The following is a 20,929-nucleotide window of genomic DNA, read 5'->3' as shown; positions in this document are numbered from 1 at the left end:
CCTTGCTCCCTCCTTCCGTCTGCAAATGAATGAAGCGCGGCGAACGCAACGGTTCGCGCCTTTAAAATGTAAACGCTTCCTCGCATTTTCGTTAGGGGACGATGCTGCGAAATGGTTAGTCGACACCTTGTTTCTGGGGGTGGCAATGCTGCGAAATGGTGGAGGAAGAAGCAAAAAGCCCGAAAGCCGGACCTTCTGACCGAAGGCCGAACATTTCGGGCTAACGTTACGAACGGGCTCGCCTGCTGCGGACTACGACAGACGGTAAACTTGGAAATCGCCGGCATCAAGGCGGACGCGAAGCTTCGCGGGATCCGATTCGCTCGCCGCCAGCGCGACCGCACCATCCTCGAACCATGGAACCGCGCTGCCAAAGGCCCCCGGCAGGATGACCTCCGCCTCCGATGTCCCTTCTCCCCAATTGTGTACGAACAACAGGCTTTGCGCGCTCCCGTTCTCCGCCCACGAGGAGATGTCGGCCCGAATCGTGCCGCCGCGCGCTTCGACGTACGGTCGAAGGCCCAGCTCTTCGGTCAGCAGGCTTTGAATCAAACTTAGCGTGCCTGCCAGTCCGTCCTGCCGATAGGATGCGGCCAGCAGCGTGCCGATCCAGACGGCTTTCCCTTGACCGAAGGACGCGACGGTAATCGCGGGCGATCCGTCCTCCGCAAAGTCGGCCAGCACCTTGACGCCTTCTTTTAACGCGATATCCGTCTTGTAATAGGAACCGTGCCCTTGAACGGCGTCGCCGTCGTCCCCGGCGGCCAGTCTGCCCACGAGTGGAATGGATGCGGACGACTCGATCGTCACGTTGTGGTAGCTGTGATCCAGATGCTCCACGGAGTGAATCCACGTCTCGCGCACGCCGAACACTTCGTCGAAGCCGTAGCCGGGCACCTGGTAGCTGTGGCTGCCGTTCTCCGCTGTCAGCGCGCCGAAGGAGCATTCGGAGATGAGCAGCCCGCCGGCCTTCACCCATTCGCGGATGACGCCGGTTACCCGTTCGTTCAGGTAAAGGGGATAAGGCATCCAGAGACAGCGGTACGCCGACAGTCCTTCGCTCGTCACGTCATGCTCGTGGATGAACTCGACTTTGTAGTTCAGATCGTGCAGCAGGCGGTGCGCGCCCTGGACCGAATCATTGTAGGTATCCAAATGCGCGTGCGCGGCGAAGTTCGCGATCTGGTTGTCCGGGCTGAACAGGATCGCGATCCCGTCCGACGGCCGCGACGCTTGCCCGATCGCTTCCCGGTTGTCCTGCAGAATTCGGTTCAGCTCGGCCATGTCTCTTAGCCAAGGCGTCTCGCTGCCGTCCAGATACGTGCTGCCCCAGGCCGGCGCTTCATGTCCCAGGACTTCTGGCCGGTACTGCCAGAACAGGAAGCCCATAATACCCCGCGCGAGCGGAATCAGAATGTGCCGCTTCAGCTCGCGGAATTCAAGCTTTTTGGGCTTCATGGCCGTGTGTCCGGGCAATGCGTGAATCTCGGAGTTGATGACCTTTTTGCCTTTGGCCGCCGACAGCAGCAGATCCGCCGACCAGGCCGAAGAGCCCAGACTGTTGCCGAACAGATCGCACGGCTCCGCCAGCTTGAAGTCGTCGGAGCCCGCCGTAATAAGATTAAAAATCGGCGACGGCACCGTGTGGGCCATGACCGGATGCGCCCGGTCGTACTGCTTCACGACGGCGGCCCGCCGCTTCAAATCGTCGGTCAGCGCGTCGGACATGAACAGGCGCCAGTCGACGAGATCGTTGAATACGGCTTGCCCTCTTGGCGGCTCGATCTCGGACCAATACGCGTAATTGCGCTGCCAAGCGTCGTTCAGCCCTTGGATGTCGCCGTATTTGCGCGCCAGCCACGCTCCGAATTCGCTCAGCGAGGCGTCGCAATAACATACCATATTGTCAAAGCTAAGCTGGCGCTTGATGCCCGTCGTCAGCTCGGGTTCGTTCCACAGATCCCAAACCCACAGCGCCGGATGGTGCGACAGCGCCTGTACGGCAGCGGCCAGGAAGCGATCCTTTTCGGTCTGGGCGGGCTCGTGATGATAGCAGGGGCCGGGCGCGCCGCCGATTTGCCTGTAGCTGAGCGCGCGCGGCTCCACGACGGAGCCGTCTGCCGCGATCATCTTCGATTCGGGATACTGCTTGTAAAACCAGGCCGGCGCCACGTCGAAAATGACGTTCAGCACGACCTTCAACCGGTACTTGTGCGCCAGGTCCATCAGTTCCAGAATATCGTCGAAAACGAAAGCGCCCGGAGTCGGCGAGCTCGCCCGCCACTGCACCCAGTACTTGACGCAGTTAAAGCCCATCTCGGCGATTTGCCTAAGATCCGATTCCCACTGGTCCCGATAAGGCGTCGGAGATCTGTAATATTGAAAGCCGAACGGAAGAAATGCCTGTTCCCGCAATGATATCGCACCTCGCTGCTTGTCGTTGATTCGGGCCGGCCGCCTTGAAGCGTTTGCAGGCGGGCCCTGGGTTCATGATAGCACTGCGCCGCTTCGCGCCGACAGACGGCAAGCCTGCGAAATCGTTTGTTAACCTGTTCCGATGGTCAGAGCCCCAAGAGCCGGTACACGACGGCCGCAGCTTCGGCGCGCGTCGTCAGCCCCCGCGGCGAGAACGTGCCGTCCGCATAGCCCTGCAGCACGCCTGCAGTCTGCAAGCGGTCGATCGCCTCCAACGCATACGACCCGATCCGCGCTTGATCCTTGAAGGCGGCAGCGGGCACGGCGTTCGTCGCCTTACCGCCGGCAGAGCCGGCCGGCGTGAGGCGCCATGCGCGATAAGCCATCGCAGCCATCTCTTCGCGCGTGATCGCGTCCGAGCCGCCGAACGTGCCGTCGCCCCTGCCGCTCGCGATGCCAAGCGATCTGGCTGCGCTCACGGCCGCATTGTTCCAGGCGCCGGGCAGCACGTCCGGGAAAGCGCCGCCTCCGCTGCCGGCCGCGGAACTGCCGGCCGCAGAGCCGTCCGCCTTCAGGTCCAGCGCGCCGATCAGCAGCTGGACGAATTCGCTGCGCGTAATCTTGCGGTTCGGCTCGAACTTGCCGTCGCCCGTGCCTTGGACGATCTCGCGCGCGGCCAGCGTTTCGACGATCGTCCCCGTCTTGCTGCCCGTCGCGACGTCGGCGAACCGGACATCCGCATAAGCCGCGCCGTAGCGGCCGAAGTGCTTGGGCTTGAATTCAAGCTGTCCCCCAGCAGCATCGTACCCCGTCTGCTTGACGATCTCGGTCTGTCCGTCCTCGCCGATCGCGTATACGACGAGCTGATGCGCCTTCTCCTCCGGCTTCGGCGTGTAGGCCAGGCGTACCGCGACCGGTTCGCCGCCCTCGAGCGCGAGTACGGCGGTCCCGTCGACCTTCAAATCGAAATCGTAGACGGGATAGCCCTGCCACTTAACCGGGAGCGAAGCGGCATCCGCCTTGACGATGACAAGGTCGAGCACCTTAGCGCCCTTTGGCAGCAAGCCCGCAAGCGTCTTCGCCGGCAGCGTCACGGACGCGCCGAACGCCTCCACCGTGATCGACTCGACCTTGTCGCCTGCCGCTGCCAACGCATCCGCCGGCACCTTGACCGAGGCGCCGCTACCGCCCGTATCGCCCGGCACGACGCGAATGGTCAACCGGCCGTCCCGCGCGCCGTCGATCGCCTTATTCAGATCCGCAACGCCGATTTCCGCTTGCACGATACCGTTTTGCGCGCCTGTTCCGGCAGCCGTGATCGTACCTTGATCTACCATATTCGGCTGCGCAACAACGCTGCCGGTCGCCGTTCCCGAAGGCGGCGACGTCGTCTCCCCGAGCGGACTCATCAGCTGAATGGTACGGAACAACGCAGAATCCTTGGCCCCGCCGATGCCGGAGCCCCATTCGATATAACCTTTGCGACCTGCGCCGTCGTTGTCGTTTACGAGCAGCGAGAAGCTGAGCGTGCGATGCGCGGCGCCCAGCATCGGTGACAGCTCGCTCCACGGCAGCGCCAATCGATAAGAGGTTGTCTTCGCCGCTTCATCGCGCTGGACCGTAAGCTTGCCGTTCGTTACCGCGCCCGTTGCCGCCCCCTGCATCGTCAGCCAGCGATAGACCTGCGGGCCTTCGGGCGTCTGGGAAATGCCGTACTCGTACCAGTTCGCACTGTCGCCCGGCACGCCCGGCGCCACGCTGAACTGGATGCCGTCGTTCTGCCAGATGTTCGCGCCGGCTGCTTCGTGCGTGTCCACGTCATCTTTGATATCGGCCGAGAGGTACAAATTCGTCTCGTCCCAACGCAGCTTCAAGGTGCCGCCAAGATCGTCCGCCCCGTTGTAGCCGTTGACGAGATTCGTTCCGTCCGCCAGATCGAACGTGATCGGCTCCCGCTCGTCCGTCTGCTGCAGCACGCGGTTGAAGTCGATCGCGCGCGTCAGTTGAACCGGCTCGTAGCCGGGCAGCAGTGCCGTTAATTCAAGCGGGTACAATACGCCTTCCTCGAGTCCGGGCAGCGGGATCTCGACGATCGAAGTCCCGGCCGGCGCGACCGGCGGAACTTCCGTCTTTGTGCCGCTCAGCGCTTCGTCGCCTGTGCCGACCTTCCAGGAAATGCTGCCGATCGCCAGGCTGTCCGTTTCGGAGCCGTTCGCGAACGACAGCCGAAGCGTCTTGGCGCCGGTCGCGTCGTCCGCCACATGCGGCACGACCGTCAGCCCGTGATAATAGAGCCTTAAGTCGTCGACAGGCTGCTCCGGCAGCGTGGACGGGTCGAGCCCCGGTCCGCTGTACGCACCGATGTTCGGCGCCTCGGTCGCGCTCACCGGATTGCCCCAATAATCGAAGCCGCCGTTGCCCGCGATCGGCGTGCCCGCGCCAAGGGCCGGCGAACCTTCGCGCAGTTGGTAGCCTTGGACCGTGTCCCGGCCCGTGCCGCCGCCCCCCTGATACGCCAGCAGCGGATTGGCCGTGAGCTTGTTCGCGTCCTCCGGCTCGTCGGTCGGGTGAATGCCGTAGAACAGGTTGTGGTCGAACACGCCGCCGATGCCCGGCAAGCTGTAGCCGCCCGTTCCGAGATTGTAGATCAGGTTGTTCTTGAACGAATAGGCGGCGTTCAGGTCGCCCGCTTCGTTCCATTCGTGATCGATAATTTTCGTATTTTGTCCGGTGCCGATGTAGACGGTGTTGTTGTAAATCTGCGTGCCGGGCGATACGCCGCCCGCGAAGTTAAACGTGTGGGTCAGATCGTTCTGGCTTACGTTATAGCGCACGATGTTGTTCGAAGAACCGGTCAGTACGCCCGGCGTCAGCCGCGCGTCGACGAAGAGGATGAATCCGCCCTTGTTGTCGTGGCTGTAGTTGTATTGGACGATGCTGTCCTGCGTATCGATATCCAGATTGAAGCCCTGGCCGTCGCCTTCAGGCTTGTTCGTATTGAACGATTCGTTGAATTGCACGACGTTGTTCTGGCCCCGGGTCGGCCAGATGGCGGCCGAGCCGTTGAATTGGCCGACCTCCGAGTAGTTGCCGCCGCCCTCCGCCACGTTGTGCTCGATCAACGCGCCGTCCGCGCCGAACGTCAGAATGCCGTCGCTGTCGGCCTGCCTGACGTAATTTTGCCGGATCTGCACGCCCGTCGTCGCGTAGCCGTCGCCGTCCCAGCGCTGGTCCCAGACGACGATGCCGGTGCGCCCGATCCGTTCGACGGTATTGCCCTGGATCAGCACGTCTTCGAACTTGTCGGCCGGCTCCGCGCCGCCGGTATAGACCGAGATGCCGCCGAACGCATGCGGACCGCCGTCGAAGCCTGCGCCGGCCGGATAACGGAAGCTGCTCGACACGTCATGCACGTAATTGTCGAGAATCTTGATATGGCTCAGCGTGCCGCCGTTCGCGTTTTCCACCATGATGCCTTCGCGGTAAATGTCGCCGCGCTCGGCGGCGGCGTTGGTCACTTCCAGGCCTTGAATGATCCAGTTCGAAGCGTTCCGCAGGTAGACCGCGGCTCCTGCGATGCCGCCGCCGTTAATAACCGGCTTGCCCCCGATGCCGTAGGCGGACAAGACGATCGGCGATTCCGCCGTGCCGCTCCCCTTCGGAGACAGCTGGCCGTTCCATACCCCGCCCTTTTTCAGCAAGATCCGGTCGCCGGGCGCGAACGTCGTCCGGTTGACTTTGGCGAACGTCTTCCAGGCCGTGCCCGGCGTCCTGCCGTCGCCCGCATCGCTGCCGCCTGCGGCGTCGACATAATAATCGCCGGCGCCGCCCGTGCCCCCGCCGCCAGGCGCTGCGTTTGTGAGCGCGACCGAGCCGATCTGCATCAGCCAACCGGCCAAGTCTCCGCTAAGCTCCACTTTCAAATAATCGATGCCGTCCGGCAGCGGGGCCGCCGGCGTATAATTCGTGCCGGACCATGCCCCGTCCCCGCTCGATGCGGGCGCGTCGTGCACGGCCGAGATCTCGGTCCACGCTTCGCCGTCGCCCGATCCGTAGAACTTGATCGAGCCGGTCGAGCCCGCGAATACATGCAAGCGAACGACGAAATCCCGAATGCCTTCGAGACGGTATGCGATCGATTCCGTCGTGACATCCATCCTGACGAGACGGGACGTATCGCCGCCGAAGAAGGACGGATTGGTATTGTCGAACGACCACTGCGCCGAGTGCGCCGACAGCTTGGATGCGTCCGCGAGCTCGTCCTCGATCGCGGAAACGGGATCTTCCGCGGCGCCCGCGGCCGGTAACGCCAGCAGGCAGAGCAGGATAACCGCCATAAACGAACCGATGCTTTTTCTTAACATTGCCGATCTCCCCCTGGCCAATAGTTTGGAAAGCGCTCTCTATAAAGCGCTTTCGATCATTCCTTAAGCATCATACCTTCGGCGCCGAAGCCGACGATAGGCGACGATCCTGTGAAACGGGTTGTCCGTCGCGCATCTTGCAAGCGTTTGCTTCATCTCCCGTTCGTCCAGGCCTCCGCGATCTTCATCGCCGCCTTATCGTTCCAGGCGACGGTCGCCTCCCCGACTTCGCGCGCGACCCGCTCCACGTAGGCCTCCGTTGCCAGGCTTCGAGTGATGGCCTCCTTCGCTTCCTCGTACGGCACGATTTGCGCCTCGCCGACCGATCTGCAATAGATCAACTGGAGCGCGCCGTTCTCTTCGAAAATATCGGTCAAGCCGCCGGGAGAGAGCGTCTCCGCCTGCTGCAGCGCCAACGGCTTCTCCAGCGCGGCAGAGCGGCGGGATGACGCAGTCAGCGTCGCCGCGGAAGCTTCGATGCCCAGGCCTTGGGCAGCCTTGGCGAAGTCCATGCCCCCTGCCGCGGCTTCCCGGAGGGCCGTTAGCGCCGCCAGCGCGTCGTCGCGCCGCCCGTAAGCGGTGCCTTCGCCATAAGCCGCCGTCGCCCACATCAGCGATCGGTCGCCCGCCTGCGTGTATTTGTCTCTTTTGTCCGCCTCGTACTGCCGCTTTAATTTTGCTTCGTCGACGACGATCTCGCCCGATTTTCGCATCGCCTCGACCGTCGCGTTTTCGAGATTGCTCATGTAGTAGCTGTAGTATGACTGCGCTTCAAAAGACAGCGGACCGTATACGACCTCGCCGTTCGCAGACGCCTTCGCCCGCCTGTCGTTCTCCGCCGCCATACCCTCTAGGAACGCTGCATAGCCGGCAGCCGGGATAACCCCGGCGCGCTGTGCCAGCGACTGCGCGACCGCCGAACGGATCAGTTGCTTGCGGGCGGCCGAGGCCAGCTCCGCGAGCGGCGTGCCGCCTTCGTACCGCGTCGTCCAGAACGCCGCGCCGTATTCGGCACCGTACGCCTGCATGTACTTGTCCGCGACGAGCGCGCGATTCTGATCGAGCGCCATCTTGAATTCGGCTGCGGGAATATCCTGCCCGTTCACCGTCATCGGGACGGGCTCTGCTCCCGCGTCTCCCCGGATTGCCGCTGCGATTAGCCACGCGCACGCACCGAGCGCAAGGACTGTCGCGGCGATGGCATAACGTCTTCCTCCTTTGCGCTTCCGGGGCTGCATGCCGATTGCCGATTGCTTGACCACCGCGCCAACGCCTCCTCTTGGATGGAAACACCCCAAGGCCTTCGCCTTGGGGTGTTTCGTGCCGATGCAGAACGATCAGATCTATCCAGTCGCTTCGCTTATTGCACCTTGTCCAGGTAATCCTTCTGGAAGGCGGCGGCCGCCTTGTCGAGCAGCGTCTTCGGATCGGCGTTCTTGTTCGTCAATACCGCCTGGATTACGACGTCCAGTTGCTTGTAAAGCTCTTGCGCGTTGATGGCGACTTCCGGACGAAGGCCGTTCGAGCCGTTGTTCATGTAGTCGTTGAACAAGTCCATGTTCACGTTGGTGTACTTGTCGATGATCTGCTGCTCCGCGTTGATCCGGTCTTCGTTGACCCATACGCGAAGGCCGTGCGGACCGACGATCAGGCCCTGCTCGTTCGCCGTCTTGGACAGCGTCTCGAGACCGTTAAGCGACTCCTGTGTCGTTTGCGGGGAGAAGCCCTTCACGTCCAGCCACTTGAACGCGGCGTCCAGCTGCTCCGGCGTCGAATCCGGCGCGAACATGTAGAGGCCGCCGCCGAGCAGCGCAGCGTTCCCCTTCGGTCCTGCAGGCAGCGCGGAGATCGACAGGTTGTCTTTGGACATCTTGAGGTTTTGAACGATCGCGTATGCCCAGTCCGGAATGCCAAAGCTCATAGCGACTTGGTTCGTGCCGAACATCTGGAACAGGTCCGTGCCGACGTCGACCAGGTTGTTCGCCGGGAGCACGTCGTACTTCCACTTCAGGTCCTTGACGTATTGCAGGGCGGCCGTCGCTTCGGGCGAGTTGAACACGGCCTTCCATTTGCCGTCGACCTGCTGTTCGAATTCGGCGCCGTATGCCCATGCGATATTCATGAACATCCAGCCGCCCTGGTTGTTTTTCGTCGGGAAGAAGAAGCCCGATTTGCCTGTTTTCTGCTTGATGACCTGCGCGGTTTGCGCGAGTTCGTCGTACGTTTTCGGATACTTCGGAATGCCCTTGTCGTCCGTCAACCCGGCCTGTTTGAACAGGTCGACGTTGTACATCAGACCCATGACGTAGCCGTCCTTCGGGATGCCGTAGATCTTGCCGTCCTTTTGGACCAGCTTTAGCAGATCCGGATTGATCGCCTTGTCGAAGCCGTTTTTCGTCATGATATCCGTAATGTCGGCGGCGTAGTTGGCCTTGATGATCTTGTCCGCTTCGGTGAAAAACGTCTCGTAGACGGTCGGAAGCTCGCCGCTTGCCGCCTTCGGCAGAAACGAGTTGACATCGTAGCCCCATTCGTCCTTCTCTACGGTGACGTTCGGGTAGGTCGAATTCATCTTGGAAAGGTATTGCTCGGAAATTTTGACCTGGGCTTCCTCGTTCGGCTTCGGCCAGTTGCTCACCTTGATCGTAACCGGTTTCGTCTCCGCGGAAGCGCTGCCCGATGCGCTCGCGCTGCCCGAAGGGCTGCCGCTTGCGGACGCGGACGCGTCCCCGTTGTTGCCGTTGTTGTTGCCGCATCCGGCGAGCGCCACGGCGAGCGCGCACAGCGCGATACCCGCCAGCTTCCAGCTTTTTTTATTCGTTGCTTCCATTTCCATATCCCCCGTTTTCAAAAAATCGTCGTTTTCGATGAAGCGCTTTCTTGCTGCCGGCCCTTTCATGCTATCACAATCGCGTTTGCGCTCAGTAGGGCACAACTCTGCGAAACGGTTTAATATACTGCGCGCTTCCTTATCCCTTCACGCCGCCGGCGACCGAATATCCCTGCATGATATAACGCTGGAATACGATAAAAAGCAGCACGGGCGGGACGATCGCATAGGTCAGCGCGATGAACTGAATGTCTGCCGGCAAAGTGGCCTTGAGATTAAAAATCGCCACGATGACGGTCCAGTGCGTTTGATCCTTCAAAATCATGTACGGCCAGAAAAAGTCGTTCCAGACGCCGTTGATCGTAATAATCGTGATCGTGATCAGCACCGGCAAGCTAAGCGGAATGATGATCCGCAAGAAGATGCCGAGCTTGGTCGCGCCGTCGATATGGGCCGCCTCGACGAGAGAGGCCGGGATCGTGTCGAAGAAGTTTTTGAAGATCAGGATCGCGACCGGATTGACCGCCGCCAAAAACCATAAAGGCCAGTACGTGTTCGTAAAGTTGATGTGCAGTAGCGGGAAATCGACGATGTTGCCGAACAATGGCACGATGCCGACCGTATTGGGCAGCAGCACGGTCCACAGGACGAGCATAAAAATAAAGGCGCTCCCGCTCGGCTTCAGCTTGGAAAAAAAGTAACCGGCCAAGCCGTTGAAAAATACGGTGAAGCCGACCGTGCCGAGCGTCACATAGGACGTATTCACATAATAACGCAAAAATTTGAACTCGTTCCACGTATCACGCAGCTTCTCGATGTGGAACGAGCGCGGCACGATCGTCGGCGGAATTTCGTAAAACTCCTGAATATCCTTGAAGCTCGACAGAATGACCCAGATCGGCGGCAGCAGGCAGACGAGCGAGATCAGAACCATGAGCGTAAAAAACAGCCAGTAGATCGTTTTGACGCCGGGGAGCTTGTACTCCAGGTCTCCGATCAGACCGGTTGACTTGGCGGAGGATTTCATCGTGTATGCCTACTCCCTTTCCCATCTCTTTTGCAATTTGAAATAAAACACGGTCATGATCATCAAAATGATGAACGTAATAACGCCAAGCGCGACCGAATGACCGGCTTCGAAGTAGCGGAACGCGTAAAAATAGCTTTGCAGCTGCAGGGTCATGGACGCATTGTTCGGTCCGCCTTCCGTCAGGACGAGCGGCTCGTTAAAAATTTGGAAGACGCCGCTGACCTGCAAAATGAGGGTCAAACCGACGAGCGGCGCGATCTGGGGCAGCGTAATATTCCAGAACTTGCGCCAGATGCCGGCGCCATCCATGGACGCGGCCTCGTACAGCTCCTGGTTGACGCCTTGCAGGCCCGCGAGATACAGCAGCATGGTGGCCCCGAAGTTCCGCCACGTGATCGTCAGGACGACGGTGACGATCGTCAGCTTCGGATCCTGCAGCCATCCGAGCGGGTGAATGCCGAGCGTCCCGATGATCCGGTTGATCAGTCCGTTCTCGCTCGGCTCGAACAGGAACATCCAGAGCATCGAAGCGGCGATGCCGGGAATCATGCTCGGGAAAAACGCGGAAAAACGGAAAAAGGAATTGAAATGCTTGAGCTCGTTGATCATCACCGCGACGACGATCGGGAAGGCGAACCCGATGACCAGCGACCAGAGGACGTAGAGGAACGTATTGATCAGCGTCTGTTGAAAGACCGAGCTCGTGACGACGTCGATATAATTTTGCAGTCCGACGAAGTCTCCGGCCTCGAAGCCCTTCGTCTCGAAAAAGGACAGCCAGACGCCTTTCAGCAGCGGCTGCCAGGAGAAAAAGAAGAAAAAGAACAGCGTGGGAACGATTAACAGCCAGGAGGACCATTCCTTCATCCAGTAGAGCAGCAGGCCTTTTCTCTTTCGTTTCCGTGGATACGTGTGTGTTGCCGGGTTAGCGTTCATGCACGAATTCCTTCCCTGATTGTTGGATTTGTATCACATGATAACGCTTCCCCTTGGTGCGCGACATCCGTCAACCCTGCGAAATCGTTTAATATGCGATTCACTTTATCGGCGGTTCCAAATGGGGTTGACAGCCGACACGCGCCGCCGTATCTCTCGCGGGGAACTGCGCGAGGTGCCCAAGTTTGGCCGATCGTCGCCCTCGTCGTTCATTCGCCGCAATGCCGCAATGACGTAAAGCCAGCAAAGCCTGCAAAGCCTGCAAAGCCTGCAAATATACATCTTTTTTAGCCGAAGTCGCCCCTTTTGGACAGGATTGATGCAAATACGCAGGTATTTTCCTCGCTTTGCCCGATTTACGGCTCATGCCTTGAAATTGCCTGCATATTTGCAGGTTTTTCCTCCCGAGTCACGCGTTGGTGGAAAATACATGTACAGATGCAGGTTTTACGATCCGCCAAACATCCGTTAAGCCCCGGCACACCGAAAATGCGCTTGCATATCCGCGATTCGCCGCCGCCCAAGTCAGGAAGAAAAGTTTAATCGCAAAAAAGCCGCCCCATGACGGCTCGGCGATGGCCGAACCGCCGCAGAGCGGCAGCCATGATGCGGTCTAAATGTCGTGGAATACAATGATGCGGCCTAAAGGCCGGTTAGATGGGCAAGCGCGACATTCCACAGCTTGCGGTAGTTCGACCAGTCCGCGTGAAGCTTCTGGCTGTTCGTCACGAGCGCGCCCGCGAAGCCAGTGCCCGGGTCCGCGACCAGCATACAGCCGCTGAACGCTGTATGCCCGACCGCGGCAGGCGACAGCAAGTCTCCGAAGCAGCCGTAGCCGTCCGCAGGCCCCCGCATCCACATCGCCGGTGTCTTATAGAACCGGCCGTTCGTGACCTCGCGCATGAGCAGCCCGGCCGCCGCACCGGAGAAGACTTGCCGGCCTTCATGGCGGCCGCCGTCCAGCAGCATCCGTCCGAAGCGCAGCAGGTCCGGCGCCGTGCTGTAAAGCCCGCTGTCTCCCGTGACCGCCAATCCCTCGAGCGCTGTCAGCGGTCCGCCGTTATCCGCGTCGTAAGGCAGCGTATACGTTCCAGGCGTCCAAGCCTGCGTATCGAAGGCGCTGTCGTTCATGCCGAGCGGCTCGAACAATTCCCATCGCGCCAGCTGCGCGAGACGCATGCCGCTCGCCGCTTCCAGCACGTCCATCAGCACGACGTATCCCTGCGTATAGTAGGTCGCGATCCGGTCCGCTTCTTCTGCCGCCTGATGCGCGTAAATTCGCTCGCGGAACGCCGCCATCCCCTCCGGCTTCGGCCAATCCAGCCCCTCGGGCGGCAGAAAGCCGGCCGTATGCAGCATAAGCTGCAGAATCGAATGATCGTACCGGTAAGCCGGGACATGCTTCGCGACCGGGTCCGCCAGCGAGAGCCGGCCGCGCTCGGCGAGCTTGACGGCGAGCGCGGCCGTCACGATCTTGGTGACGGAGCCGACGTTAAACGGCGTGTTCGGCTGAATGTGGATCAGACCGTCGGACGAGGTCAGGACTGCACCCCCCGCAGTCTCGTATCCTTGGCCTTGCCAAGAGAAGGCCAGGGCGTAGCCGCTTGCGATATTTTCCTCGAGCAGCCGGTCCAGATACGCTTGGATGGGTTCCGGACATGCATGTATCATCGTTTTTTCCCCCTTGCCTCGCATGAGCATCGCTGCTGCCCATCGTAGCGGATAACCCGAATACCGCATAGTCGAGAATCCTGCGAAAAGGGCGGACGATGCTGTCCGAAGCGGACGCCGGCATTTGCCGACCGTATCCGATCGATTATAATGGGCTTAAAACGTACCATGCGGAACAGAGGGGTCGGACATCATGTTGAAAGCGCTTATCGTAGATGATGAATATTTGGTTCGTGCAGGCATCCGCGAGACGGTCGACTGGCCGGCATACGGCGTCGAGATTGTAGGCGATGCGAGCAACGGCCTCGAAGGGCTCGATATGGCCTTGCGTCATTGTCCCGACGTCATCATCACCGACGTCCGGATGCCGTTCATGAACGGACTGGAGTTTCTGGAGAAAATCCGGGAGCACGGTCTGTCCTGCGGCGTGATCGTGCTGAGCGGCTACGACGAATTCCAGTACGCCCAGGAAGCGATCCGACACGGCGCGGACACCTATCTGCTGAAGCCGGTCGATACGGAAGAGCTCGCGAACGCGGTCGTACGCATCGGCAAGCGGTCGGCGGAGCAGGCAGCCGAGCGCTTGCATTTCCGTAAGCTTAAGGATGAGGAAAACGCCATCGCGACGCAATTTTGGCTCGATTTGTTATTCGGCAGGACGTCCGATCCCGGACACATTCAGGATAAGTACGATTGGCTCGGCATCGCGATCCCGCCCGGGGAGGCGCTGTTCGTCGGCGCGATTGCGGTCGTGCCCGACACGCTGTCGCAAGGCGACTTCGCGGACGGCGGAAAATGGGATGCCGCCGAAAAGCTTATCCGCCTGGCTTCGGAAGACCTTGAGCTGCCGACGATCGCGATTGTGCGCAGCGCGACGACGGAATGGGCGCTGATCGCCGCGCTCGGCGATTCCCTCTCCGACGCGGCATCCGCGCTGTACGGCTTCGGGTACCGGTTGATCCGGGACATACAGGACGGAGCCGGCCTGCAGGTAACCGCCGGCTTTGCACAAGCGGCCGATCCCTACGCCGGCATCCATCCCGCCTCCGTCCGCGCGCGGGATGCCGCCCGCAAGTCGATCTCGGGCCTGGGCGGCGTCCTGTTCGATTCGGAGGACGAGCGCGCGGGGATGCGGCGCGAGATCCGGGACGCGCTCGCTTATATCCGCCTTCACTTCGCCGAGAACATCACGGCGGACATGGTCGCCGAGCAGGTGCACGTCAGCGCCACCCATCTCATGCACTTGTTCCGCAAGGACCTGAACAAGACGTTCTACGAGTGCCTGACGGAATTCCGCATCGGCGAGGCCAAGCGGCTGCTGCGCCATTCCTCTTACCGCGTCTACGAGGTCGGACTGCAGGTCGGATTCGGCGACTCCAAATATTTCAGCCAGATTTTCCGGAAAATGACCGGCTTGTCTCCGAGCGAATATGCCAAATCTCATCAATAAGCAGGATCGCGGCCATCCGTCGTCCTCCCTGCTGCGCAAGCTGAGGATCCGGGCGCGGATCGTATTCGTCATCGTCGCCGGCCTCGCGCTGCATCTCGCGCTGGTGCTCGGCGTATTCAACGTTTACGCCCACACGTACCTGAAAAACAATCTGTACCATCACATCGGCAACATTCAGAAGGAAATCGGACTCAGCCTCGAGCTGATCGTGGACGACATCCAGATGCTGTCCCTCCGGTTTCTCGTCAATCCGGACATTTACCGCGTCGCGGGCGATCCGGACATGACGGAGATTGACAAAAAAACGCGCATTCGCACGCTTATGGAAGGCATCGCCGCCCAAAACGAGCTGATCGGCGATATCGTCATCATCACGGACGAAGGCACGCGCTACCGGTACGTCCCGGACGACGCGCCGTTCGAGGATCCGGACGACCTGCTGATCGCCAAAGTCAAGCAGTCCGTGCTTCCTGTCGTCGGCAAAGTCAAACATGATGCCGAAGGCCAGGCGTACGTCGTGTTCGGTCAAAAATACCGCAACTTCAATACGGGGCAAAATATCGGGCTGCTCATGATCTATGTCAAGGAATCGGCGCTCTTCAACTTATACAAGTCCGCGTTCGAAGGTCTCGGCTACTCGTACATTGCGTCGGACGACAACGAGGTCGTCTCGCACCCGGACAAGCAGATTGTCGGCAACACGCTGCTGGCCTCCGACGCGTTCCATCCCGGCGAGACGGCGGGCTACCGCAACGTGTCGGCCGGCGGACAGGACTACGTGCTGAGCACGTATCCGCTCAGCGAACGGATGAGCCGCTTCGGCGTTCACTGGAAGCTGGTGTCCGTCGTCTCGAAGCCGGAACTGTTCGGCGCGATCAACGAGGGCAACCGGAACGCGCTGTACTTCGCCTTGCTCGCTTTTGTCGGACTGCTGGGCTTGTCGTTCTACTTGGCCGCCAAAATCACGGCGCCTGTCTTCAATCTGACCAAGAAGCTCGGCGCGCTCGGCCAGTCTGGCCTGGACCTGCTGGCCGACCGCAAAAATCCGAACGACGAAATCAGCGAGCTCGAAAACAGCTACTATTCGATGATCGAGCGCATCAATCACCTGATTCACGAAAACAACGAAGAAAAAGAAAAGCAGCGCGACATGGAGCTTACCGCGCTGCAATCGCAGATCAATCCGCATTTTCTGTACAATACGCTCGATGCGATCACCTGGACCGCGCGGCTCAAAAAGCAGCCGGAAATCGAGCGCATGATTTCGGCGCTGGCAACGTTTTTTAGGATCAGCCTCCACAAGGGCGACAAGCATATCCCGCTCGAGGACGAGATCCGCCTCGTGCAGAGCTTCGTCACCGTCGAGCTGATGCGATTTCCCGACAAATACGACGTCGTCTACGACATCCCGGAGCCGCTGCGCAAGCTTCGCATTCTGAAGCTGATCCTGCAGCCGCTCGTGGAAAACGCGATCAAGCACGGCATGAGCGAAAAGCTGGAAAAGGGGCTGATCGAGGTAAAGGGCTGGCGGGACGGCGCCGCGCTCTTCCTCGAAGTGAAGGACGACGGCGTCGGCTTCCGGTCGACGTCTCCCGTACAGGATGCGGACCGGAACGCGCTGTTCCGGAGCGGCTACGGCCTTCGCAATGTGGACGAGCGCATCAAGCTCGAATACGGCCCGGAATCCGGACTTACCGTGACAAGCGAGCCGGGCAAAGGCACAATGGCTCTCATCCGGATTCGTCTGGCAGCGGATCAGAGCTCGTGATGCCTGCGCATTTTTTTGTACAGCGCCTTAAGCGGATCGAGGATGCTGCGGGATAATCGGCGGATAAGCACGTAGAAAAGCGCTAGAATGAACAGCCCGACGCCGATCAGCGTATAGCGCAGCAGCCGAAGCTCGCTCTTGACCGGCGCATCGGAAATGAGAATCGCCATGCGGTCGTCGGAGTGGTACAGCCTGTACAGGATAACGATGCCCTTGCTCGTCCGGTTCACGGTCATCTCCTGGACGGGCGGCGTCGCCCGCAGCGTATCCCACACCGGATCGTCCGGCTCCTCTTCCCATCCGCTTGCGTTCAGGATCGCTTGATCGTGCGTTAATATATACGTCGGGTTCCGGCCGTACAGGTCGGGATCGTCGGCGTGGTAAAAGCTGTTCAGCTTTTTCATGTCGACAGTCATCAGCAGCAAGCCCCCGGTGCGCTCCGACGCGTCCTTGATCTTGGCTGCGTAGATCCACTTGCGGCGCGGATCGGTATTGGCGTAAGCGAGCGCGCCAGGCGCTTGAATCATCCACTCGGACGCCAGATCGGATGACAGGAATGCCGCGTATTCGGGAACCTTCTCAATCTGGTCGAGCGGACGAACGGCCGGTATGTTATTAGAGGCATAGGCGATGCCATCGTTGCCGTAAACGGCCATTTCCAAAATATAAAGGTTGGACGAGATCATCCCGTCGAGGATCGGCGGAATCGTGTCGTCGTATTCGCCTGCGGACAGCGCTTCGCGCACGACTGCATTGTTCGTGACGAGGCTCGCCATTTCCTCCATCCACGTCATGAAGAGCTGCGCATTCTTGTGCTGCTGGCCCGTATATTGGAGAGAGAGCTGCCGCTGCATGTCCGCGCTCCGGCGGTCGATCGTGCCGAAGACGAGCACGCTGGACAGGACGACGTAAGCGACAATGACCGTGAACAGGATCATCTTCATTTTCCGATCCAGCGACCTGAACATGCGCTTCCCCCCTGCCGGATGCGATTTCTCGTTGTAAGCGCCTTGCACCGCGCTTGTACGCGCATTTCGTAAGAGCGCTTTCCCTTTAATTGCCCATCGATAATAGCACAACGGCCCTCGCTCGACCAGTCGGTCAGCCTGCGAAATGGTTTGCAATCGGCGGCGAAAAGGCAGCTGCTGCGAATTTCCCCGCTTATGCAACCGAGGCATAAAATGCTATGATGAGATGGACAATGCTGCCAATCGCTAAGAATACGCTAAATTCGGGAAGGAGCAACATCGATGAACGCGGAACAACTGGAACGGATTCGCACGGGGAAGGGCTTCGTCGCGGCCCTGGATCAGAGCGGCGGAAGTACGCCGAAGGCGCTGCTGCAGTATGGGGTACCGGAGAACAGCTATTCGGGCGAGGAAGAGATGTATGCGGTCGTTCACGAGATGCGGACACGCATCATCAAGAGCCCGGCGTTTGATTCGCAGCACATTCTCGGGGCCATTCTATTCGAGAATACGATGGACCGGGAGATCGACGGCCTCCTGACCGCCGACTACTTGTGGGAAAAGAAAGGGATCGTGCCCTTCCTCAAAGTGGACAAGGGTCTTGCCGAGCAGTCGGACGGCGTTCAGCTGCTCAAGCCGATCGACGGACTCGACGCGCTGCTCGCGCGTGCCGTCGAGAGACGAATCTTCGGGACCAAGATGCGCTCCCTCATCAAAGAGGCGAATCCGGCGGGAATTCGGCAAGTCGTGGAGCAACAGTTCGCCATCGGCAAGCAGATCGCGGCGGCAGGCCTCGTGCCGATCATCGAGCCCGAGGTGGACATCGCCAGCGCGGATAAGGCCGAGTCGGAAAAGCTGCTCAAAGCCGAGATTCTCTCGCAGCTGGCCGCGCTCGGACCGGACGTTAAGGTCATGCTCAAGCTGTCCATTCCGACGGAGGACAACTTCTACGCCGAGCTGATCGAGGAGCCGCATGTGGTGCGTGTCGTCGCGCTGTCCGGCGGCTACGCTCAGACCGAAGCGAACGAGCGTCTCGCACGCAACAACGGCCTGATTGCAAGCTTCTCGCGCGCGCTGTCCGAAGGCCTCAGCGCCGGTCAATCGGACGAAGCCTTTGACGCGTTGCTGTCAGAGTCGATCCGCAATATATACGAAGCTTCTATTAAGTAACTAAGCTAAGTAACTAAGCGTTTGCGTTGTGACAAGACCCCGAGCCTCAGAGCGCTCGGGGTCTTTGTTGTGCGGAGGTGCGGATACCGCCATTTTATTTTGCGATGGCGTGCATTCAGTCGCTGGCCGGCCCCGGAGCATTGTGCATCGGCAACAACGCCCCAGCCGCCGTCGCTCTCGACCACGCTCTCCTACGTCCTGCGCATATAAGCCCGCACCGTGATCGGCGCGAAGATCGCCACGATGACGGCCGCACCGATCAGCGAGATGCCGAGATCCCAGCCGACGGTGCCCGAGTTCGCAAGGTCGCGGACGGCCGTCACCAGGTGCGAGATCGGATTGATGTCGGCGAACCATTGCAGCCACTGGGGCATCGTCTTCGTCGGCACGAAGGCATTGGAGAGGAAGGTGAGCGGAAACAGCACGATCATGGAGATGCCCTGAACGCTCGATGCCGTCCGGGCGATGACGCCGAAGAAAGCGAAGATCCAGCTGATCGCCCACGAGCAGAAGATAACGAGCAGCGCTGCGATCGCGACATGGCCGAGGCCGCCCTCCGGACGATAACCCATCACGTAGCCCATGCCGAAGGTCAGTACGGTGGCGATTGTATACCGAATCGTATCCGCGAGCAGCGCCCCCGCGAGCGGCGCGATGCGCGCGATCGGCAGCGACTTGAAGCGGTCGAACACGCCTTTGTCCATATCCTCGCGCAGCTGTACGCCGGTAACAATCGAGGTCGTGATGACGGTCTGCACGAGAATGCCCGGAATGATGACGGGCAAATAGCTGATGACATCACCCGAGATCGCCCCGCCGAAAATATAGGTGAACATGAGCGTAAAGATGATCGGCTGCAAGGTGACGTCGAACAGCTGCTCGGGCGTGCGGCGAATCTTAAGCAGGCCGCGATAGGCCATCGTCAGCGAGTGGCGGACGGATTGGCCGAAGCTCGTGCGGTTTTTGAGTCGGGGGCCGGGGTGGACGGCAGTCGTGCTTTTCATAGCGTGACCTCCTGTTTGCGGCGGGATGCTGGCGCATCCGGGGCAGGCTCTTCCTGCGCGCCATGGCCGGTAATCGTCAAGAACACTTCGTCAAGCGTCGGCTTCTGCACGCTGATCTCGGAGAGCCGGATCCCCGACTCGCGCAGCGCGACGAGCAGGTCGGTCACGCGATCGGCGTCCGCCATCGGCGCCGTAATCTTGCCGGCCTCCGACGTCACGCTGGAGGTTACCTGGAGCACTCGCTCGACGATCCGCCTTGCTTCCGCGATCGCCGGCTGATCCTGCACGCGCAAGTGAAGCGATGAAGTGCCGACCGATGCCTTCAACTCGTCGACGGTGCCTTCGGCGACGACGATGCCGCGGTCGATAACCGCTATCCGGTCGGCCAGCTGATCCGCTTCGTCCAAGTACTGCGTCGTGAGCAGGACGGTCGAGCCCGTCTTCACCAGCCTGCGGATCGTCTCCCACATCTGGGCGCGCGTCCGCGGGTCGAGTCCCGTCGTCGGCTCATCCAGGAAGATGAGCGGCGGCTGCGCGATCAGGCTCGCTGCAAGGTCCAGCCGCCGCCGCATGCCGCCCGAGAAGTTTTTGAGCGGTCGCTTGGCCGCCTCCGTCAAGCCGAATTCCTCCAGCAGCTCCGCGGCTTTTTGCCTCGATTCTGCACGGCCAAGTCCGAGCAGCCGGGAAAAAATAATGAGATTTTCCGTGGCGCTAAGCGACTCGTCGACCGAGGCATACTGGCCGGTCACGCCGATCAATTGCCTGACGATCTGGGATTCCTTGGTCACGTCGTGTCCGAAAATTCGCGCCGAGCCTCCATCGGGCTTAAGCAGCGTCGCGAGCATCCGGATCGTCGTCGTCTTGCCGGCGCCGTTGGGACCGAGCACGCCGTAGATCGAACCTGCGCGCACGTGCAGGCTTACGCCGTCCACTGCGCGATTGCTGCCGAACGTTTTGACGAGCCCCGACGCTTCGACAGCCCATTCGCCGCCGTACGCCGCCTTATCCTTTGCGTGTATTGCGTTCATCGTCATTCCTCCTGTTGAACTGATTAATACGGATACTAAGGCGCGAATGTGAATTGAATATGAACCGTGCTCGCGGTGCTGAAAAGCTCATAAGCGCAAGCGGGTTCGACCATAATAAGGAGCGCGGCATAAAAGCGAGGAGGCATGGCGATGGACGATTCCCGGTATGCGTTCGCGGCACTCGAGGATGAGCAGCTTGACGAACTGAAGCGGCTGGAGCAGGAACTGACGACTGCGAGCGGGCATGCGGTCACACTGATCGCCTATGAAAAAAAGGAAGCGGAATAACGAAAAA

At 60.3% G+C, this 20,929-nt stretch carries 14 protein-coding genes; 4 read left to right on the top strand and 10 right to left on the bottom strand.

What is annotated here, in order from left to right; translation table 11 throughout:
* Positions 1 to 252: 252 nt before the first annotated feature.
* From ACFSR7_RS02685 to ACFSR7_RS02655, 7 genes are all read right to left on the bottom strand, one after another.
* Positions 253 to 2,415: a beta-galactosidase gene (locus ACFSR7_RS02685; RefSeq protein ID WP_378158872.1), complete on the bottom strand. Its 2,163-nt coding sequence runs from the start codon at positions 2,413 to 2,415 to the stop codon at positions 253 to 255.
* Positions 2,416 to 2,561: 146 nt separating this feature from the next.
* Entirely contained in the window at positions 2,562 to 6,779 is a 4,218-nt protein-coding gene (locus ACFSR7_RS02680; RefSeq protein ID WP_378158870.1) for an S-layer homology domain-containing protein, read from the bottom strand.
* A gap of 152 nt (positions 6,780 to 6,931) precedes the next feature.
* Entirely contained in the window at positions 6,932 to 8,041 is a 1,110-nt protein-coding gene (locus ACFSR7_RS02675; RefSeq protein ID WP_378158868.1) for a peptidylprolyl isomerase, read from the bottom strand.
* A gap of 98 nt (positions 8,042 to 8,139) precedes the next feature.
* Complete coding sequence (locus ACFSR7_RS02670; RefSeq protein ID WP_378158866.1) at positions 8,140 to 9,609, bottom strand: hypothetical protein; 1,470 nt, start codon at positions 9,607 to 9,609, stop codon at positions 8,140 to 8,142.
* A gap of 139 nt (positions 9,610 to 9,748) precedes the next feature.
* A complete protein-coding gene (locus ACFSR7_RS02665; RefSeq protein WP_378158865.1) occupies positions 9,749 to 10,636 on the bottom strand; it encodes a carbohydrate ABC transporter permease in 888 nt (295 codons plus the stop codon).
* 9 nt (positions 10,637 to 10,645) lie between these two features.
* Entirely contained in the window at positions 10,646 to 11,575 is a 930-nt protein-coding gene (locus ACFSR7_RS02660; RefSeq protein ID WP_378158864.1) for a carbohydrate ABC transporter permease, read from the bottom strand.
* 642 nt (positions 11,576 to 12,217) lie between these two features.
* Positions 12,218 to 13,246 (bottom strand): serine hydrolase domain-containing protein, encoded by a 1,029-nt coding sequence (locus tag ACFSR7_RS02655; protein WP_378158861.1) that lies wholly within the window; start codon positions 13,244 to 13,246, stop codon positions 12,218 to 12,220.
* Between the two features lie 193 nt (positions 13,247 to 13,439).
* On the opposite strand from ACFSR7_RS02655, the gene ACFSR7_RS02650 reads away from it, so the two are divergent.
* Together ACFSR7_RS02650 and ACFSR7_RS02645 are read left to right on the top strand one after the other, a co-directional pair.
* A complete protein-coding gene (locus ACFSR7_RS02650; RefSeq protein WP_378158860.1) occupies positions 13,440 to 14,696 on the top strand; it encodes a response regulator transcription factor in 1,257 nt (418 codons plus the stop codon).
* Positions 14,677 to 16,464 carry a cache domain-containing sensor histidine kinase gene (locus tag ACFSR7_RS02645; RefSeq protein WP_378158859.1) on the top strand — a complete coding sequence of 596 codons (1,788 nt, stop codon included), beginning with the start codon at positions 14,677 to 14,679 and terminating at the stop codon, positions 16,462 to 16,464. Before ACFSR7_RS02650 ends, ACFSR7_RS02645 begins: the two co-directional genes overlap by 20 nt.
* Here the strand turns inward: ACFSR7_RS02645 and ACFSR7_RS02640 are convergent.
* Entirely contained in the window at positions 16,452 to 17,432 is a 981-nt protein-coding gene (locus tag ACFSR7_RS02640; protein WP_378158858.1) for a cache domain-containing protein, read from the bottom strand. The genes ACFSR7_RS02645 and ACFSR7_RS02640 overlap by 13 nt on opposite strands.
* 282 nt (positions 17,433 to 17,714) lie before the next feature.
* Here ACFSR7_RS02640 and ACFSR7_RS02635 point away from each other — a divergent pair, with 282 nt between their 5' ends.
* Positions 17,715 to 18,602 carry a fructose bisphosphate aldolase gene (locus tag ACFSR7_RS02635; protein ID WP_378158857.1) on the top strand — a complete coding sequence of 296 codons (888 nt, stop codon included), beginning with the start codon at positions 17,715 to 17,717 and terminating at the stop codon, positions 18,600 to 18,602.
* Between the two features lie 191 nt (positions 18,603 to 18,793).
* Here ACFSR7_RS02635 and ACFSR7_RS02630 read toward each other — a convergent pair whose 3' ends face one another.
* Positions 18,794 to 19,606, bottom strand: coding sequence for an ABC transporter permease (locus tag ACFSR7_RS02630; RefSeq protein ID WP_378158856.1), 813 nt, complete (start codon positions 19,604 to 19,606; stop codon positions 18,794 to 18,796).
* Positions 19,603 to 20,634 (bottom strand): ATP-binding cassette domain-containing protein, encoded by a 1,032-nt coding sequence (locus ACFSR7_RS02625; protein ID WP_378158854.1) that lies wholly within the window; start codon positions 20,632 to 20,634, stop codon positions 19,603 to 19,605. The genes ACFSR7_RS02630 and ACFSR7_RS02625 overlap by 4 nt, the downstream gene beginning before the upstream one ends.
* A 150-nt stretch (positions 20,635 to 20,784) precedes the next feature.
* Here ACFSR7_RS02625 and ACFSR7_RS02620 point away from each other — a divergent pair, with 150 nt between their 5' ends.
* Positions 20,785 to 20,922, top strand: coding sequence for a hypothetical protein (locus ACFSR7_RS02620; protein WP_378121645.1), 138 nt, complete (start codon positions 20,785 to 20,787; stop codon positions 20,920 to 20,922).
* Positions 20,923 to 20,929 lie beyond the last annotated feature (7 nt).

The sequence above is a fragment of the Cohnella sp. GCM10020058 genome (genome assembly GCF_042683485.1).
In the GTDB taxonomy this organism is placed as follows: domain Bacteria; phylum Bacillota; class Bacilli; order Paenibacillales; family Paenibacillaceae; genus Cohnella.
This window is presented reverse-complemented; position numbering and strand designations above follow the sequence as displayed.